General features: G+C 69.5%; 12 protein-coding genes. 5 read left to right on the top strand and 7 right to left on the bottom strand.

Going from position 1 to position 16,056, the window contains the following annotated elements; translation table 11 throughout:
• Nucleotides 1-27: 27 nt before the first annotated feature.
• The gene (locus BKA18_RS00620) at nucleotides 28-534 is read right to left on the bottom strand and encodes a hypothetical protein (protein ID WP_366043596.1); all 507 of its coding nucleotides are present in this window, start codon (nucleotides 532-534) and stop codon (nucleotides 28-30) included.
• A 198-nt stretch (nucleotides 535-732) separates the two neighbouring features.
• Nucleotides 733-3,384 (bottom strand): cation-translocating P-type ATPase, encoded by a 2,652-nt coding sequence (locus BKA18_RS00615; protein ID WP_366043595.1) that lies wholly within the window; start codon nucleotides 3,382-3,384, stop codon nucleotides 733-735.
• A gap of 510 nt (nucleotides 3,385-3,894) precedes the next feature.
• Between BKA18_RS00615 and BKA18_RS00610 the strand changes: the two genes are divergently transcribed.
• Both BKA18_RS00610 and BKA18_RS00605 read left to right on the top strand, forming a co-directional pair.
• The gene (locus BKA18_RS00610; protein ID WP_366043593.1) at nucleotides 3,895-4,767 is read left to right on the top strand and encodes a universal stress protein; all 873 of its coding nucleotides are present in this window, start codon (nucleotides 3,895-3,897) and stop codon (nucleotides 4,765-4,767) included.
• Between the two features lie 291 nt (nucleotides 4,768-5,058).
• Complete coding sequence (locus BKA18_RS00605) at nucleotides 5,059-5,586, top strand: DUF2231 domain-containing protein (RefSeq protein WP_366043592.1); 528 nt, start codon at nucleotides 5,059-5,061, stop codon at nucleotides 5,584-5,586.
• A 238-nt stretch (nucleotides 5,587-5,824) separates the two neighbouring features.
• Here BKA18_RS00605 and BKA18_RS00600 read toward each other — a convergent pair whose 3' ends face one another.
• Together BKA18_RS00600 and BKA18_RS00595 are read right to left on the bottom strand one after the other, a co-directional pair.
• Nucleotides 5,825-7,423 carry an MFS transporter gene (locus BKA18_RS00600; RefSeq protein ID WP_366043591.1) on the bottom strand — a complete coding sequence of 533 codons (1,599 nt, stop codon included), beginning with the start codon at nucleotides 7,421-7,423 and terminating at the stop codon, nucleotides 5,825-5,827.
• Nucleotides 7,424-7,745: 322 nt separating this feature from the next.
• Nucleotides 7,746-8,648, bottom strand: a complete 903-nt coding sequence (locus BKA18_RS00595; RefSeq protein ID WP_366043590.1) for a universal stress protein — start codon at nucleotides 8,646-8,648, stop codon at nucleotides 7,746-7,748.
• A 225-nt stretch (nucleotides 8,649-8,873) separates the two neighbouring features.
• Between BKA18_RS00595 and BKA18_RS00590 the strand changes: the two genes are divergently transcribed.
• The 3 genes from BKA18_RS00590 to BKA18_RS00580 all read left to right on the top strand — a co-directional run bounded on the left by BKA18_RS00590 (nucleotide 8,874) and on the right by BKA18_RS00580 (nucleotide 11,118).
• Nucleotides 8,874-9,266, top strand: coding sequence for an OsmC family protein (locus tag BKA18_RS00590; RefSeq protein WP_429638078.1), 393 nt, complete (start codon nucleotides 8,874-8,876; stop codon nucleotides 9,264-9,266).
• 198 nt (nucleotides 9,267-9,464) lie between these two features.
• On the top strand, nucleotides 9,465-9,911 hold the full coding sequence (locus BKA18_RS00585; protein ID WP_366043588.1) for a CBS domain-containing protein: 447 nt from the start codon (nucleotides 9,465-9,467) through the stop codon (nucleotides 9,909-9,911).
• Nucleotides 9,912-10,350: 439 nt separating this feature from the next.
• Nucleotides 10,351-11,118 carry a SpoIIAA family protein gene (locus BKA18_RS00580; protein ID WP_366043587.1) on the top strand — a complete coding sequence of 256 codons (768 nt, stop codon included), beginning with the start codon at nucleotides 10,351-10,353 and terminating at the stop codon, nucleotides 11,116-11,118.
• Between the two features lie 679 nt (nucleotides 11,119-11,797).
• Here BKA18_RS00580 and BKA18_RS00575 read toward each other — a convergent pair.
• Genes BKA18_RS00575 through BKA18_RS00565 form a run of 3 tightly spaced genes read right to left on the bottom strand, consistent with a single transcriptional unit; the run spans nucleotide 11,798 to nucleotide 16,014 of the window.
• Entirely contained in the window at nucleotides 11,798-14,803 is a 3,006-nt protein-coding gene (locus BKA18_RS00575; protein WP_366043585.1) for a CHAT domain-containing protein, read from the bottom strand.
• Between the two features lie 24 nt (nucleotides 14,804-14,827).
• Complete coding sequence (locus BKA18_RS00570; protein WP_366043584.1) at nucleotides 14,828-15,676, bottom strand: hypothetical protein; 849 nt, start codon at nucleotides 15,674-15,676, stop codon at nucleotides 14,828-14,830.
• Nucleotides 15,673-16,014, bottom strand: a complete 342-nt coding sequence (locus BKA18_RS00565) for a hypothetical protein (RefSeq protein WP_366043583.1) — start codon at nucleotides 16,012-16,014, stop codon at nucleotides 15,673-15,675. The genes BKA18_RS00570 and BKA18_RS00565 overlap by 4 nt, the downstream gene beginning before the upstream one ends.
• Nucleotides 16,015-16,056: the final 42 nt, after the last annotated feature.

Raw genomic sequence — 16,056 nt, 5'->3', positions numbered from 1 at the left:
GCATGGCCCTGGCTCTGGTGACACCGGCTACCCACCCGCCGCCCATCGCGGGCCCCCTTCCTCCGGCGCACCGCGCACCTCGGGCGCCTTGTGATCACCCGTCCCCGTATTTTCGAGTTCCTCGGTCACGAGCGCCGACACACGGTCGAGCAGGACAGGCATCCGCGCGTCGGCCCGCCGGCGCACCACAGCCGCCTCACGCTCCGCCGATGCGAGCAGCTCCGCCGCCTCCGCCTCGGCAGCACGGCGCACCCGGTCGGCGCTCTCCGCCCGTATGCCGTGTGCGCGAGCGTGTGCTCGTGCAACGATCTCCGCGGCCTCTCGCTCGGCTCCGCGTCGAGTCTCGGCAGCCCTGCGCGCGGCCTGCTCACGTATGGTCCGCGCCGCTGTTTCGGTCCGCTCCAGCAAGGCGAGCGACGGCTCCAGTTCGGCCGAGAGCTCGGCGGAGCGGTCCGCGGGCACACCCCCGGGCGCCGCCCGGCCGGGCGAGCCGGCCGGGCGGAACCGCATCAGGAAATCCCGGAATCCGGCCACGAGCTCTCCTCAAGGTCAGCCCCTGATACGAGTCTCCATGCTGGGAACGGCAGTGTCGCGCCGGGTTGGTCCGTCCCCGGGCATGGCGCTGGACGGCACGGCGGTGCGCCCGTGGTGTGGTGAGTCCCGGTGCCGTGGCCGTTCTGCTGGAGACGGTGGGTTTGCCGACCTCCTCGGCGAGCGCCACCGCTCACGGGCTCACCTGCTCAGCCACTTCACGGGACCGGTGCGCGACACCGCGCGCACACGGTCGGCCGGGGCGGTGCCAGGTGGGTGCTCCGGGCACAGCCATCGCTGCAGGCGCATCACGACATGGCCGAGGCCGGAAAGTCCGGCGGCGATCGCGAGGTCGATGAGCGGCAGTGGCTCCGTGCCCAGCAGGGCTTGCAGCGGTGGCAGATAGACGCCCGCTGCCTGCAGGCAGAGGGCTGCGGCCACGGCGACCAGCAGGAAGGGATTGGCCAGGCTGCCCGGTCGGGCACGAGAGCCGATGGCGACACCCAGTTGGGTCGCGCCGAGGACCAGAAAGACCATGGACTGCCAGGGACGGCCGGTCTCCCGTGCCCAGACCCCGGCCACCAGGGTGACCGCGGTGACGAAGGCCCCCATGGCCAGGATGCGTGGCCACAGGCCGGCGCCCAGCACGCTCTCCTCCGGTGGGCGCGGCGGGTGGTGCATCACCCCCGGGTCGACGGGTTCCGCCCCGAGGGCGACACCGGGCAGGCCGTGGGTGAGCAGGTTGATCCAGAGGATCTGGGCGGGCAGCAGGGGCAGCGGCATCCCCAGGAACGGACCGAGGAGCATGACGAGGATCTCCGCGGTGCCTCCGGCAAGGGCGTAGAGCAGGAACCGGCGCACATTGGCGTAGACGCGGCGCCCCTCCTCGACCGCGGAGACGACGGTGGCCAGATTGTCGTCGGCGAGGACGAGGTCGGCCGCCTGGCGTGCCACTTCGGTGCCGCGCTGTCCCATCGCAATGCCGATGTCGGCTCTGCGCAGAGCCGGCCCGTCGTTGACCCCGTCTCCGGTCATCGCCACCACGTGCCCGGTCCCGCGCCATGCTTGGACGATGTCGAGTTTCTGCTCGGGCGTGGTCCGAGCGAAGACCCGCATGCCGGTCAGCTCGCCCGCTGTGCCCTGCCGTATCTGCTCGCCGGTGGTGACCGTCCCGCCTCCCGAAGCGATGCCGAGACGCTCGGCGAGTGCCCGGGCGGTGAGGGGGTGGTCGCCGGTGATGAGTACGGGGGCGATACCGGCTTGTGCACAGGCGGCGATGGTGGCGGCAGAGGTGCCCCGGGGCGGATCCAGGATGCCGATCAGCCCGAGCAGAGAGAGCCGTGTCTCCCAGGTCTCGGGACGCTCTGACCGCGCCTCAAGGTCGCGCGTGGCGACGGCGAGCACCCGGTGGCCGCCGCGCGCCAGCTCCTCGGCGTGTGCGGCCGCCCGCGCGAGCAGGTCCGGCCCGTCAGCCAGGACTTCGGGCCGGAGCATCGACTCCGGAGCCCCCTTGCACACGATGTGCAGTCCACCGTCCGGCCGGTGGTGCACCGTCGTCATCCGCTTGCGACCCGGCTCGAAGGGGACCTCGTCCACCCGAGGCAGCTCGCGGTCCAGCGCCGCCCGGTCCAGCCCCAATCTGGCCCCCGCCGCGAGCAGAGCGGCCTCGGTGGGGTCCCCCAGTGCCTGCCACTCCGTCCTGCCGTCCGAGGGGGGCTCCAGAGCGGCGTCGTTGCAGAGCAGCGCGGCACTCACCAGTGCGGCGAGGTCGGGTGCGCCGCTCGCCGTGACCGCCTGGCCGGCGCGCAGAACGCGACCCTCGGGTGCGTAGCCCGTCCCCGCGACCGTGGCTTCTCCGCGCGGTGTCCAGAGCTGCTCGGCGGCCATCCGGCCCTCGGTCAGTGTGCCCGTCTTGTCGGTGGCGAGCACGGTGATGGACCCCAGCGTCTCCACGGCGGGCAGCCGGCGGACGATGGCGTGCCGCTCGGCCATACGCCGTGCTCCGAGGGCAAGGGCGAGCGTGACCACAGCGGGCAGCGACTCCGGAACGGCGGCAACGGCGAGGCTGATCGCCGCGACGATCATCAGCTCCACCGGTTGCCCGCGGATCAGCCCCAGGGCGAGGACCACGGCGCACAGCGCCACGGTGACGACCGCCAGTGTGCGACCGAACCCCACCAGTCGGCGCTGCAGTGGCGTCAGAACGGGCGCGGTGCCCAGAAGCGATGCGATCCGGCCCAGGGCGCTCCGAGTGCCGGTGGCGGTGACCACGACGCGGCCGTGGCCCCGGACGACGACCGTGCCCGCTGACACCGTGCCACGCGACAGTTCGCTGCCGGGAGCCTTCTCCACCGGCACGGACTCGCCGGTCAACGACGACTCGTCCAGCAGCAGCGCTGCCGCATCCAGTACGTCACCGTCCGCCGGTGCAATGTCGCCCTCGGCCAGCAGGACCAGGTCTCCCGGCACCACCTCGGCCGCCGCCACGGATCGCTCCGCGCCGTCCCGTACGACCCTGGCGACGGGCGCACTCATCGCCGACAACGCCGCTACGGCCTCCTCCGCCCGCACTTCCTGGACGACGCCGACCACGGTGTTCACGGTGATCACGAACAGGACGACGGCCGCATCGCGGAAGTCGCCGGTGGCGATCGTCAGAGCGGCGGCCACCAGGAGCACCACGATCAGGGGGTCTCGCAACTGTTGCAGCACGCGCCTCCACACCGGAGTGCGCGGCTGTGCGGGCAGAGCATTGGGACCGATGTCCTTCAGCCGCCGCGCAGCCTCGTGCCCTGACAGGCCCCCCGAGGCAGCGGCGCTCCTGGACTCCTCGACGCCCACTCTGGCCTCCATCTCGGACGCTCCGGCGGTTCGTACCTGTCACCGACGCTACGCGCGCACGGGCTACCGGGCAGGCGGCCTCTGCTCCCGCGCGCCCGCACCCGCTGCTCCTCGACGACCTTCCGGTCGACCGGGTCGGCGGCGAGGCGAGGGGCGCATCGACTGCGGGCCTCCTGGTCCACCGGAGGCGCTGCTCGGCCCGGCTACGTCCGACAGAGCCCACTCGGCTTTGCCGGGTGCCACCCGGCCCTACCTGCGGAGCATCGGGGCGAGGCAGGCTCGTGAGCACAGGGCTCCCTCACGGGCGGCCGAGTACCGCCCAAACCCTTGTGTCGAGCCCTGTGGCGGTGGCCCGCCCCGAGTGGAGCGCTTCGTCCGGGCGGCCAGGACGAGGGAAGAAGGTCGAGCAGCTGCCCGTGGTCGACGGCTCCGGGCGTGTCACGACGACACTGCCACGCAGTGGCAGAGGCAGCAGGAACAGGCCCGACGCGCCTGGTAACTGCCTCCGGAAGGAGAGGGACCATGAGCAGCTACGACGTGCGTGCCCCGGTGGTAGTGGGAGTTTCCCGCTCGGCGAAGAGTCATGGAGCGGTCGACTGGGCTGCGGATGCCGCGACCAGGCGAGGGCGGTCGCTGTGCTTGGTACACGCTCAGGAGTGGCCCGCCGGTGCAGCTCCGAAAGACCGGCACGACTCGCCCGACCAGGTGTGGGCTTCGCACTTCCGCGCTACCGGGCAGTCGCTGCTGGACGACCTCCGAGAAGCCACAGCGAAGCGGGTGCCGGGGCTGGAGATCACCACCCGACTGCTCGACGGCCGCCCGACGGCAGTTCTGCGTGACGTTGCCGAGGAAGCCTCTCTGCTGGTGGTCGGTGCCCACCGGGTATCCGGGCCGGGAGAGGCCGTCACCTTCGGACGGATCGGCCCGGCCCTCGTGGGGCACCCTCCGTGCCCGGTTGTACTCGCGCTGGAGCCGACACGCGAGGAGGCCCGGTCCGGTCCCGTCATGGTGGGAGTGGACGGTTCCGCGGCTTCGGTCCCCGCGGTCTCGTTCGCCTTCGAGGAGGCTGCTGCGTGGGGCACGGAACTGCTGGCGGTACAGGTTCGGCGCCCACGCCACGGCGATCGGCCTCAGGACCTTCAGGAGTCCCTCCCTGACGTCTCGGAGGCACTTGCCGACTGCCGGGAGAAGTTTCCGCAGGTCGTGGTGCGAGAGGAGGTAGTCGTGGGGAACCCACCGGTCAAGCTGGCCGAGACCGCCGCGGAAGCACGCTGTCTGGTGGTGGGGTCACGCGGGGTGGGCGGATTCCGGGGCATGATACTCGGCTCGACCAGCCGCACCCTCTCGCACATGGCACCCTGCCCTCTGGTGGTCGTCCCACGAGAGGCCGAGTGACGGCAGACTGCGACGAGCACGCTCCGGGTGCATCCGCCAGAAGGTGACGGCGGTGCCGTCGGGGTTCGCGGCCTCGGCGCCGGTGTGGGACAGGACGAGTGCCGCCGCTCGTGCAGTTGGCCGGCCTAATCGGCGAAGGTCACGACGATCGGATGCACTGCTGTCAAGTCTGGACGCGGGTTCAGAAGAAGTTGAGAGCTTCCTGTGTCAGGCTGACGCGCCCTACTGGCCGGCGCTGGGAGACCGCGCGCGAGCCGACGCCTCACGGTCGCTTTCTGGAGGAACACCTCGATGAGCCTCAACGTTGTCAACGGTCTGCCCGCACACGTCTTGGTCGTGCACTTCGTCGTCGTGCTCGTTCCGTTGAGCGCACTGGCGGTCGTGGTCGGCGCGATGTGGCCGACTGCCGCCCGGCGCATGGGGATGGTGCTGCCGCTGCTGGCCCTGGTGACGCTGGCGAGCGTGCCTCTGGCCACGCAGGCCGGGGAGTGGCTGGAGAAGCGCGTCGACAGCAACGCCCTGGTACGCAGGCACACCGAACTCGGCGACGGGATGCTCCCCTGGGCTGCGGGCCTGTTCGTACTGGCGATGGTGATCTGGTGGACGAACCGCAGGCCGGCCGCGGCGGAGACCGCCCCCGGGGAACGGACCCGGCCCGCCTCCTCCCGGTCCGCACTGGTCGTCCGCATCGTGGCAGCGGTGCTGGCCGTAGGTGTGGCCTCGGGCGCTGTCGTGGACGTGTACCGGATCGGCGACTCCGGGGCGAAGGCCGCCTGGCATGACGGCTTCTCCAAGACCGCCACGGGCGACACCGACTGACACCATCGACTCAGTCGCCGCAGCGGACCCGCAGGGGCCGGCCCGGCGCCGAAAACTGACCATCGCGGCTTCCGCAACTGCCCCGAGACAGCCGATGTGCCCCGGGCCTGCAACTGGGGTTGGTGGTCGGGCAGCCGACTCAGCCCGGTCGGCTCGGGGACCTGCGGGGGCATCTCGGCAGTGTTCAGCGGCAGTTCGGCACGGGCCGTTCCCTCACACGCCACGCTGCGCATCGGCACTACTGAGCCGACCGCCGTGACGTGCCGGACGGGCCTGCCCCGGCGGCCCGGCCAGGATCGGCGGCGCCCTTCCTGCGTCGTGGCCACAGGAAGTAAACGACCACCGTCGCGGCCAGGGCCAGAAAGGCCGTGATGGCCATGGTGTCGGCGACGCCGGACGAGAACGCCTCGATCGCCGCCTGCATGACGGTGTGCCGGAGATCGGTCGGGAGTGACGCGATCGCTTCCCGGAAGGACGAGGAGTTCACCAGCGCCTGCCGGACCTGTGAGATCTGCGCCTGCGTCAGCCCCGACGCCTCGACGACGCCCGCGGCCTCCTGCGTGGTGAACGCCCTGGCGATCGCGGTGAGGACGGCGACTCCGAGCGCGCCGCCGAGCATGCTGGACATCTTGAACACACCTGCGGCGGCGCCCGCGAGCTCGATCGGGACTTCACCGACGGCCGTGTTGGCGACGGGGGTGCTCACCAGCCCCAGACCGAGCCCGATGACAATGAGCGCGACGGCAAGGTACGCCGTCGAACTGCGCGTACCGAGAAAGCCCAGGATGAACAGGCCCGCGCTGGCCACCACGAGCCCCACGACCGAGGGCAGCCGCCCACCCCACCGGTTGTCGAGCCGGCCCCCGAGCGGAATGCACAGGAAGACCCCGACGGTGGCCGGCAGCATGAGCACCCCGGCCTCCACCGCGCTGTAGCCGCGGGCGTTCTCCAGCCAGAGCACCAGCAGGAAGCTGAGACCGGCGAAGGTGAAGTTCATCGTGAGGTTGGCTGTGAGGGCACCGTTGTAGGCCCGGATCCGGAACAGCCGGAGGTCCACGAGCGGCTCGGCCGCCCGCCGTTCGATGAACCACCACCCGACCGAGAGCGCCACGGTCGCCACGAACAACGCCACGATCAGCGGATCTCCCCAGCCCACGCTCGGCCCTTCGGTGAGCGCGTACAGCAGGGCGAAGGCCGCCAGGACGATGGCCACCAGCCCCAGCCAGTCGATCGTGCGCGTGGCTTTCTCGTCGCGGGACTCCGGGGTCGTGGCCTGAACGACCACGAACGTGAGCGCAGCGAGCGGCAGGTTGATCCAGAACAGCCAGCGCCAGCCGAGGCCGACGGTGATCACTCCGCTGAGCGCAGGCCCGATGGACAGCCCGCCCCAGGCCACCGCCTGCCAGACCCCGAATGCGACGGTCTCCGCCTTCCCGGAGAACTCGGGCGGAATGAGGGCGAGCGAGGCCGGCAGAATCAGCGCGGCACCGACCCCCATGAGCGCACGCCCGATGACCAGCCACCCGACGTCCGGCGCGAGCGCGGCCGGCACGGAGAACAGGGCCAGCAGCAGGACGCCCAGCTGCAACATCCGGCGGCGGCCGAAGAGGTCGCCGAACTTGCCCAGGGCGATCACGAGCGCACCGGTGACGAGGCTGAAGGCGTTGTTCACCCACTGCAGGTTCGACAGGCTGGTGCTGTACTCGTTCGCGATCTGGGGGATCGCCACGCCGAGATCGCCGAAGGCGAGCCAGACCATCCCCGCGGCGGTGCAGATCGCGGCCAGCGAAACCCACCGGTGCGCGGCGACGGGACTGTTGGAGGGTGGTTCGGTCATCACGAGCCTGGCCTTTGCCGTCCCGGTGGCGGTCTGCGTTCTCCGAACGCGCTCGGAGCGTAACGACCGGTCGGCCGGCTCCCCTTCTCCCACGCTCGGCGCCCTTCGCGATTCACCCCGTCCGAACCAATCGGCCCCCCCATGTTGTCGGCCCGCGGGGCACCCGCACGTGTCGCGTCCAGGGCCTGTCGCGCGGATCTTGGCTGACGGTCATCAGCGGGTGTGTGACCAGGGGGTTTGGTTCGTCACCCTGATTCCAGGACCCCACTGGGAGGTCGAACCGGTGTCACATCGTGTGCTCGCGAGGTCAGTTGTCCCGAGGTCAGTCGTGCGGGACGACAGCGACCGGGGCCGGGCAGTGGTGCAGGACGGCGTGGGCGATGTGCCCGATGCGGGCCGGACCGGCCGCGAGGCGGTTGGCCCGCCTGCCGATGACGACGAGCCCGGCGTCGGCACCGGCGTCCACCAGGTGGTGCGCGGGCTGTCCGATGACGGATTGCTCGATCACGTCGGTGTCGGGGTATTTCTCCTGCCACCGCCGCAGTGCGATCCGCAGCGCATCGGTTTCCTGGGCCGCCATGTCAGCCCGCAGGCTCGGTTCGACGCCGAGGCCATAGGTGAAGTAGGCCGGTGGGTTCCACCCGTGGATCACCTGCAGCGGGGCCGCCCGCAGCGAGGCGGTCTCGAAGGCGAACCGGATCACGTCAAGGCAGGGCCGGCTCAGATCCAGGCCGAGGACCACCGGGCGGTAGGGCATCGCCCGCAGCTGCCGTCCGTCGGTGGCCGGCCTGTGCTCGTCGACGGCGGTCGTTCCGGCCCGTACGAGCACGACCGGCCGCTCGATGTGCGCGACCGTGGACATCGCGACGGAACCGAGGAAAAACCCGGCCAACCTGCCCAGGCCCCCGCTGCCGAGGGCCAGCAGCTCGGACTCCCCGGCCACATCGCACAGCACCTCCGGGGGCGGGCCCGTGAGATGGTCCGCGGTGATCTCCAGCTCCGGGTAGCGATGGCGCAATTCCGCGGCGGCCTCACGGGGTATGCGCTCGGACCACAGCCGGGGTGCGTCGGTTCCCACGAGCGGTGCGTGGGTGTAGGGCTGCCACTCCCAGGCGTGGACGAGCCGCAGCGGCAGGTCCCGGCGCAGTGCCTCACGGGCAGCCCAGTCCGCGGCGGCGAGACTGGCAGGGGAGCCGTCCAGGCCGACGGCCACGGGGCGGGTCATGGTGCGCCTCCAACGCGAGCTGTTCAACGATTCGCTTCCACGGTGGCCCGGCAGGGACGGTCCCGGTGAGGGGCTGCAGGGCCTTTTCGCGGGCCGACCGGCCCCTGTCCCGGGGCGTCGGGGGGAATCCTGGGGGCCGGTCGGTCCCCACGCGGGTCATATCGGCCCCGTCTGCCCGGACGCCTTGGATGCCACCGTAGGAGGCAGAGCAACAGCGAAGTCGAAGTGTCGTTCACCGGTGGGGAGTCGTACCACATCCGAGTGGGCGGGCACGAGCTGGTCGTCGACCAGCCGGCCGATACGGGCGGCAGTGACCGCGGGCCCACACCGGTCGAGCTGTTCGTTGCCTCGCTCGCCTCGTGCGTGGCGTTCTATGCGGGGCGTTTCCTGGATCGGCAGGGGCTGCCGCGCGGCGGCCTCGGCGCCGCAGCGGACTTCGAGATGGCGGACGACGGGCCTGCGAGGGTCGCCCGGGTGCGCATACGTCTCCGCGCGCCGACTTCCGAGCCCCTCGCCCAGGCCCCTAAGGAGGCGCTGCGCACGGTGGTGCACCATTGCACGGTCCACCACTCGCTGCTGCGGCCGCCCGAGGTGTCGATCGATGTGGACGTGACCTGACGTGCGGCGCGTAGCTCACCGGCACGACGACCGAACCGCCCATACGGTCAGGGACCACTGGCCCTACCTCCGGTTCGGGCGGCGCGCGCACGGTGAGGTCATGGACCGACATGACGGCTTTCGGGAGCGGGACCGGCACGAGTGCCTGCGACTCCTGTCGCTGGTGTCCATCGCCGAAACCGGGAGAGGAGCCGGCCGATGAACATCTCGAAGGTGATGAGTGCTCCGGCGGTGGCCGTCCCGCTCGGGACGCAACTGCGGGAGGTGGCCCGCCGGATGGAGGAGTACGGGGTCGGTTGCGTGGTGGTCACGGACCGCGGGGCGTTGCTGGGCATCGTCACCGACCGCGACCTCGCGGTGCGCATGCTGGCCGGGGGCCTGGGCACGGAGGCCCAGGTGGATGCGGTGATGACCCGGCCCGTGATCACGGTGGACGTGACCGACGAAATCCATGTGGCATACCGGACCTTCCGCAACTCCGGGGTTCGCCGCCTGCCTGTGTTGGAAGGGCACCGGCCCGTGGGCATGCTGGCCGTGGACGACCTGCTCCTGGATGTCTTCCAGCGGTTGGGTGACCTGCTGGGCCCGGTTTCCTGGAGCATGCTGGAGGGATCCTCCGGGGCGTGCACCACGGATCAGGGCTGAGTGGCCGGTCACCGGATGCGGCGTCCCGCGGTCGCCGTGACCATGGCGGCATACGACCGATCGTGATCGGCATCGACCCCGATCCGGGCACACTCAGGGCGCTCGCATGGTCAGGGGGTACTGCATCACACACGCTGTCCGGTCATCACCGTCCCGCATGAGCACGAACAGTAGCCGGCGGTTCACCGAATGGAGTTCCTCATGTCGGCACGGGGGCACGCCGACACCGGGGGAGCCGGGGGACCGGGGCAGCGGTGATCGCGGTGGTGACGGCGTCAAGCCGGTTCCATGTGACTGCCCAAGTCACCGATGCCATAATGGTGGTGAATATCGCTATACATGCATTTCTGTACAGCAGTGCCGCTGGGGGCGTCGGACTGTGCGCCCCTCCGCGGCCCCGTTGGGCTGCATGTCGCTCAGGCACCGCGAAAGGACCGGCATGCTTGAGAGAATCCAGGACGTTCCGGCCGGAGTCGATGCGGTGAAGGCTGTCGGAACCGTGTCGAAGAGCGACTACGAGACGGTGATCGAGCCCCTCATCGACGCGGCGCGCAGAGAAGGACGCCGCATCCGGATCCTGTACGAGGTCGGCCCGGATTTCCGGTCGTACACCCCGGGAGCCGGGTGGGAGGACCTCAAGGTGGGACTCGGCGCCCTGCGGTTGTTCGAGGGCTGCGCCGTCGTCACGGACATCCGCTGGCTCCGCGAGTCGACCCGGCTTGCGAGCTTTCTGGCGCCCTGCCCTGTACGGGTCTTCGACATGCGGCAGCGCGAGGCAGCGAGCCAGTGGCTGGCCTCACTGCCCGAAGGTCCCGGTGTTTCCCCCCGCCTCCTGACCGAATCCCAAGTTCTCGTGGTCGAGGTCGAACAACCCCTGCGCGCACAGGACTTCGACGCCTTGGCGGTCACCGTGGACAGCTGGCTCGAAACCCACGACGCGCTGTCCGGTGTCGTCGTGCACGCTCGCGAGTTTCCCGGCTGGGAGAACCTCGGAAGCCTGCTGCGGCACGTGCGTTTCGTACGTGACCACCACCGGAAGGTCCGAAAGGCGGCACTGGCGGCGGACAGCAAGCTCGCCGGTCTGGTTCCCCATCTCGCCAACCACTTCGTCCAGGCCGAAGTGCGGCGGTTCGGATACGACGAACTGGACGATGCCGTCCAGTGGGCGGCGCACCCTCAAGGACAGCACACGGCTGAAGCGGGTTGACGGAGCGGGGCCGGCCGATCGGCACCACCGTGCGGGCCCATCAGCATGCGGCCGGAGCCCGAAAAAGGGGCCGCCTAGGACTCGGACCGTAGCGAGGCACAGTTCTGGCGCTCGCTGGACGAGTTGCTCCCCCTCTTCGAACGGGAGGGCATCACGCTGACGTTGGAGCCCCACCCGGACGATTTCATCGAGAACGGATACGACGCGGTCAACTGATCCGGGGCATCAACCACCCCAACGTCAGCTTCCTCTACTGCGCGCCGCACACGTTCCACATCGGCAACGACGCTCCCGGCATCATCGAGTACGCGGGCGACCTGCTCACCCACGTCCACCTAGCCGACGCCCTCGACCACACGGCGTCCTCCGGCAACCGGTACATCCTCAACCCGCCCCCGGCACACCGGCCCGCATCCACCAGCACCTGAACATAGGCGGGGGGAGCCGACTTCGGGGAACTCTTCCGCGAACTCCACACCAACGGGTTCGACAGCACCCTCAATGCCTGCGTGTTCGCCGCGTCACCGCGCTGCCAGGTCAAAGCGGGCTTTCCTCCGCCTCGATGCGCCGGGCCTGCGCAACGACGCCGGACGGGCTGTACTGGGCCTTGAACTGCTGCCGGACGAGTCCCGCCGCACCCACTCCCGGCTGACCGTGCCCGGCCGGCCCCTGACCGAAGTCAGGGGCCCACGTGGAGGTGGGATGCCCAGAGGTCGGGCCTGCTGGGGTGAGTTTGCCGGATTTCTGCGATGGCCGTGTGGAGAGCTTGGGGAGCGTAGTCGGCGCCGTGCGCCGCTATGAGGGTGTAGAAGTGGTCGGCGATGTCTGATGCGACTTGGTCGTTGACGGGCCAGAGGGTACCGATGACGTGACGGAAGCCGGCCAAGTGGAAGGCAGCGGTGATATGCATCGCTTCGTCGGCGGCCAGGAAAATGACGTCACTGGTGGCGCAGGCCGATAGGTAGGCGAGGTCGGCGTTGAGATGACCCGGCAGGTCTCTCGGGGTGAGTGGCCGGTCATGGAGAAGCAGGCGACTGAGAGTGGGCTCGCGCGTGTCGGCCTGCGCATGGCAGGCGAAGTGCACGATCCGGGCATTGGGTAGGGCGGACAGAATGGCGTCGCGGGTGGCTCGCTCGTTGTGTAGGACCGTGGCATCGAGCAGGCGAGTGAGGCTGTTTGCCTCGGAAGCGGCACCCGGCAATGAGACTTGGCCGGGGGTTCGGCTCATTGCGACCACGAGAGCGTTTCCTGGTGGAGCTTGGGCGGTGTGGTCGGCAGGCATGGCGCGGACAGTGGGGAGGTAGGACGACACGGTTCTGGCCATGACTCCGTCGTGGCCGTCGCCTGCGGCGTGCAGGGGGAAGAGAGACAGGATGCCGACCGGGCACCACCATAGGCGGGAGCCGTTCCAGCCTGTGGCGGTCAGCGCCTCGATCACAGGACGGCCGACTGTGTGCCAGATCCAGGCGAGGACGCCGAGGACGTCGTCGTACTCCTGTGAGCCGAGGGCCTTCTGGAGGGTTTTGTGCTGGGCCCTGGCCTCAGCGAGGGTTAGGCCCGGCAAGGAGACGGGGCGGACACCCGAGGGGGTTACGAGAAGAGCCAGCCCACCTGTTTCGACAGCACTGACGGTGACGATTGGGCCGCGATCGGCCCTGCGGCAGAGGTCGCGGGCCGAGTACTCGGGAGCGTCGCGCCAGGTGTCCGCCAGAATTCCGCGTGCCTTTTCCAAGAGTTCCAGGGCGCGGTCGGGGCGGTCGGCCGCGACTGCGGCATCGGCTGCTTTCGCGCCCAGGCCGGAGTGCACGCCCAGCATGAATGCACGGTCTTCGTAATACTTGCTGCGCATCGCGACCTCGGCGAGAAGTCCGACGGCTGCCTCAAGAGCCCGCAGCCGTTCAGCCGGATCCGCGTGGGAAAGTGAAGCCAGTTCGGCCTGTTCAAGTCTGATCTGCATCCGTGTTCTCGCCGGCAGATCCTGGAGGCCGAGGGCCTCGGTGACCGCTGTTTTCGACCGGTGGAGATCGATCGCATCTTTGGTGCGGCCATAACGCAGTCGGAGTGCGGTGCTCAAGTCCAGGAGGATATCTGCACGTGGGCGGGCAGGGGCGAGCTCCAAAGCGCGTTCACCTGCGGCGACGGACTCGTCGAGGGAAGCGTTGTCACCCGTCAGTTCGTACGCTTGCCAAAGGGTTGTGGCGAGCATGGCGTGCAAGTGGTAGCGATCGGGTGCGCTTGCGATGGCGCATCGGAACAGGCGTATCGCCTCGGGCACGGCGTCGCGCTCACGGCGATGTGCAAAGCGCGTGTAGTAGACCTCGCCCAGCCCGCCCAGGAATTGGGAGCGACGCCTGTCGGTCGCCGCCAGCAGGTCAGCGGCCATTCGGCCGTTGGCAGTGGCTTTGTCCAGATCCTCGATCGAGCCCGTCCGCCGGTACCAGTGCATCTGGACCTGGCTGAGGTCGTAGAGGGCCTCGGCCCGCCGGAAGTCGTCATCGCCGGGAAGTTTTCGCACCACACGTTCCCGCCGCAGGAGGGCCCTGGAGAGGCGCTCGCTGTCTCCCGTACGCTGATAGTAGGCAAAATCGATATCGGAGCTGAGAGCGGTGAGCTGGAGCTCGCGCGGAAGAGCCATACCGGCCTCGATCACCGCCGCGTCGGCCTTGTCGAGGTCGTCGGCGAAGCCTGCTTGCCGGTAGCGCTGGAAGTACAGCATGGCGAGATGCCACTCAAGGAGCGGGTAGTTCTCGTGGGTTCGCTGGATCAGAACCGCGGCCTGCTGAGCTGTGGCGATCGCCTCGTTCATGACGTCGGGGTCTTTGACGGCAGCCGACCAGGCGGATAGAGCGCGCGAGAGGACCAGCAGCCGGGCCGGCTGCTCAGGGTCGGGGAACGAGACCGACTCCTGCAGGTATCCGATGGCGCGGCGCAAATCCGGAGCGTTGGGATCACTAAGGAACCGCTGATAGATTTTCTCGCCGCATGAGAACAATAGGTGACGACCGGTGGGATCCCCTGCGGAAGCGGATACGGCCAATTCCTCGGCGCACCCGAGTGCGGCCTCGTGGTCCGCTGTGTCACCGGTCGCTTCGTAGCGTTCCTCCAATGCCAAGAAAAGCTCATGCAGAGTGCCGAGGCGTTTACGGCGGCCTTGCGGCGCGAGACGTTTTCGCGCCACCGCGACGGCCTGGTCGACTTGCGCGGTGTCCCCGCGCCGTGCGGCGAGCAGCCGGAGCGCCCTCAGCAGGGCGATCTCACGCTCCTCGTGCTTCGGGTGGTCGTCATCGGTGGCCACGACGATGCGCTGCCAGGCGAACGCCGCACGCTCGGCCAGCACCGGATCGAGCGAGTCACGGGCGTCTTGACGCAGTAGTTCCGCCTCACAGACGCCGAAGTCCGCGAGGAAGGAGAGGATGTCCGGCGGCAACGCCATGTCGCCGTACAGCAGGCAGGGAGTGAGCGCCATGACCGCCGAGCGCATATCGGTCGGCGCCTCCGCCGCCAGATAGCGATAGAAGAAGAAGACCCCGAGCGTCAGGGACGACTCTGTGGCTTCGCCATCCCACGCCCTCCACGCTTCGACGAGGTGGTCATACATGCTGTCTGCGAGTGTGTGCTCCACATCGCCGGTTGAGTGCACCCGCTCGATGCAGGCTGCGAGTTCCTGCAGCGCACGAGAATCCATCGGATCGTCTCCACTGAGGTCTGGTCACGTGCCGAGTGCACGTTGGCGGCGGATGGCGGCCACGAATGCCCGGCCTCCGACGAAGAACGCGGGTGCCAGGACGATCGCGACGAACAGCTGAGGTACAGGGACGAACAGGGAGATCTCACCAAGCCCCAGGCTCACGCCTGAGGTGACCGATGTGGAGGTGACCGAGTGGTGCAGGACGAGGGGCAGGAGACACAGGAGCAGGCATACCGCACTCACCCCGATCACCGGCCAACCGTGCCATATGCCGGGGGCCGTCGCCGCAACTGCGATAGCGAGCAGGACAGCCGCGTCGGATGCGGCCTGGCGACGAATGCCGCGATCGAGAAAGAGCGCCCTGAACAGCCAGCCGAACTCGCCCGCGACGCCAGCCGCACACACGGCCAGGACCGTCCAGCGGGCGCCGGTGAGATGTCCGCGCGGCACGCAGGCGACGAGCAGTCCGGTAAGCAGGGCGACGATCCCGGCGTGGTAGAAGCCGCGCGCCGCGTTCGCCCAGCGCTGGGCCTGCTGCAGATGGCTTCGCTGCATCCCGAGCAGGAACTGGGTAGGAGCACCTTCCGTCTGTTGGCCGGGGAACCACTGCAGAAGGTCCGCCGGCGTGCACATGTAGCGCCGGGTCCACGCCGTCGCCTGGACAGTTGCGATCTGCAGCAGGCCGGCCGCGACGAACAACGCCAGCGACGCGTCCGGCCACCGGCTGACGGCTGCGGGGCCTGGGACGGACGACTGCAGTGCCAACACTGCCAGGGTGAAGCTGCCTCCGGCGAGCAACGGGGCAGCCACCCCTCCGACCGCCTGAATGCTCTCCAGATAGCCCATCGGCACGGGCGGCCGCCAGCTCATGTTCCCGCCCTCGGGCATTCTTCGGTGTGATCACTGTCGACCCCGCCGCAGGAACAGTAGTATCCGCGCCCGGCAACGCCTCGTTCAGCGGCAGCGCCCCGCTCGAAGGTGATCCGAGGTGACGGAAGGACCAGAGCTTCCGCAACCGCGTCCCCGACGGCGATCAGGTCGGCCGTCTCGGGGATCGCAACCAGCAACCGGATGTCGCCGGGGTCAACGCCGATCACGTCGTCCAGCTCTGCACCGAACGGTGCGAGCGCGGCACCGATCAGCGCTGCATCGGGTTGTTCAGTGGGTTGCCATGCCCCGCGTAACCGCAATATCAGCTCTTCACGCACAGGGTCATCATGCCCACCCTTCGTCCGCCCCATTGCCGGTTC

The organism is Streptomyces auratus (genome assembly GCF_050433025.1).
GTDB lineage: Bacteria > Actinomycetota > Actinomycetes > Streptomycetales > Streptomycetaceae > Streptomyces > Streptomyces sioyaensis.
The sequence above is the reverse complement of the archived record's forward strand: the minus strand, read 5'-3'. Positions and strand labels throughout refer to the sequence as shown.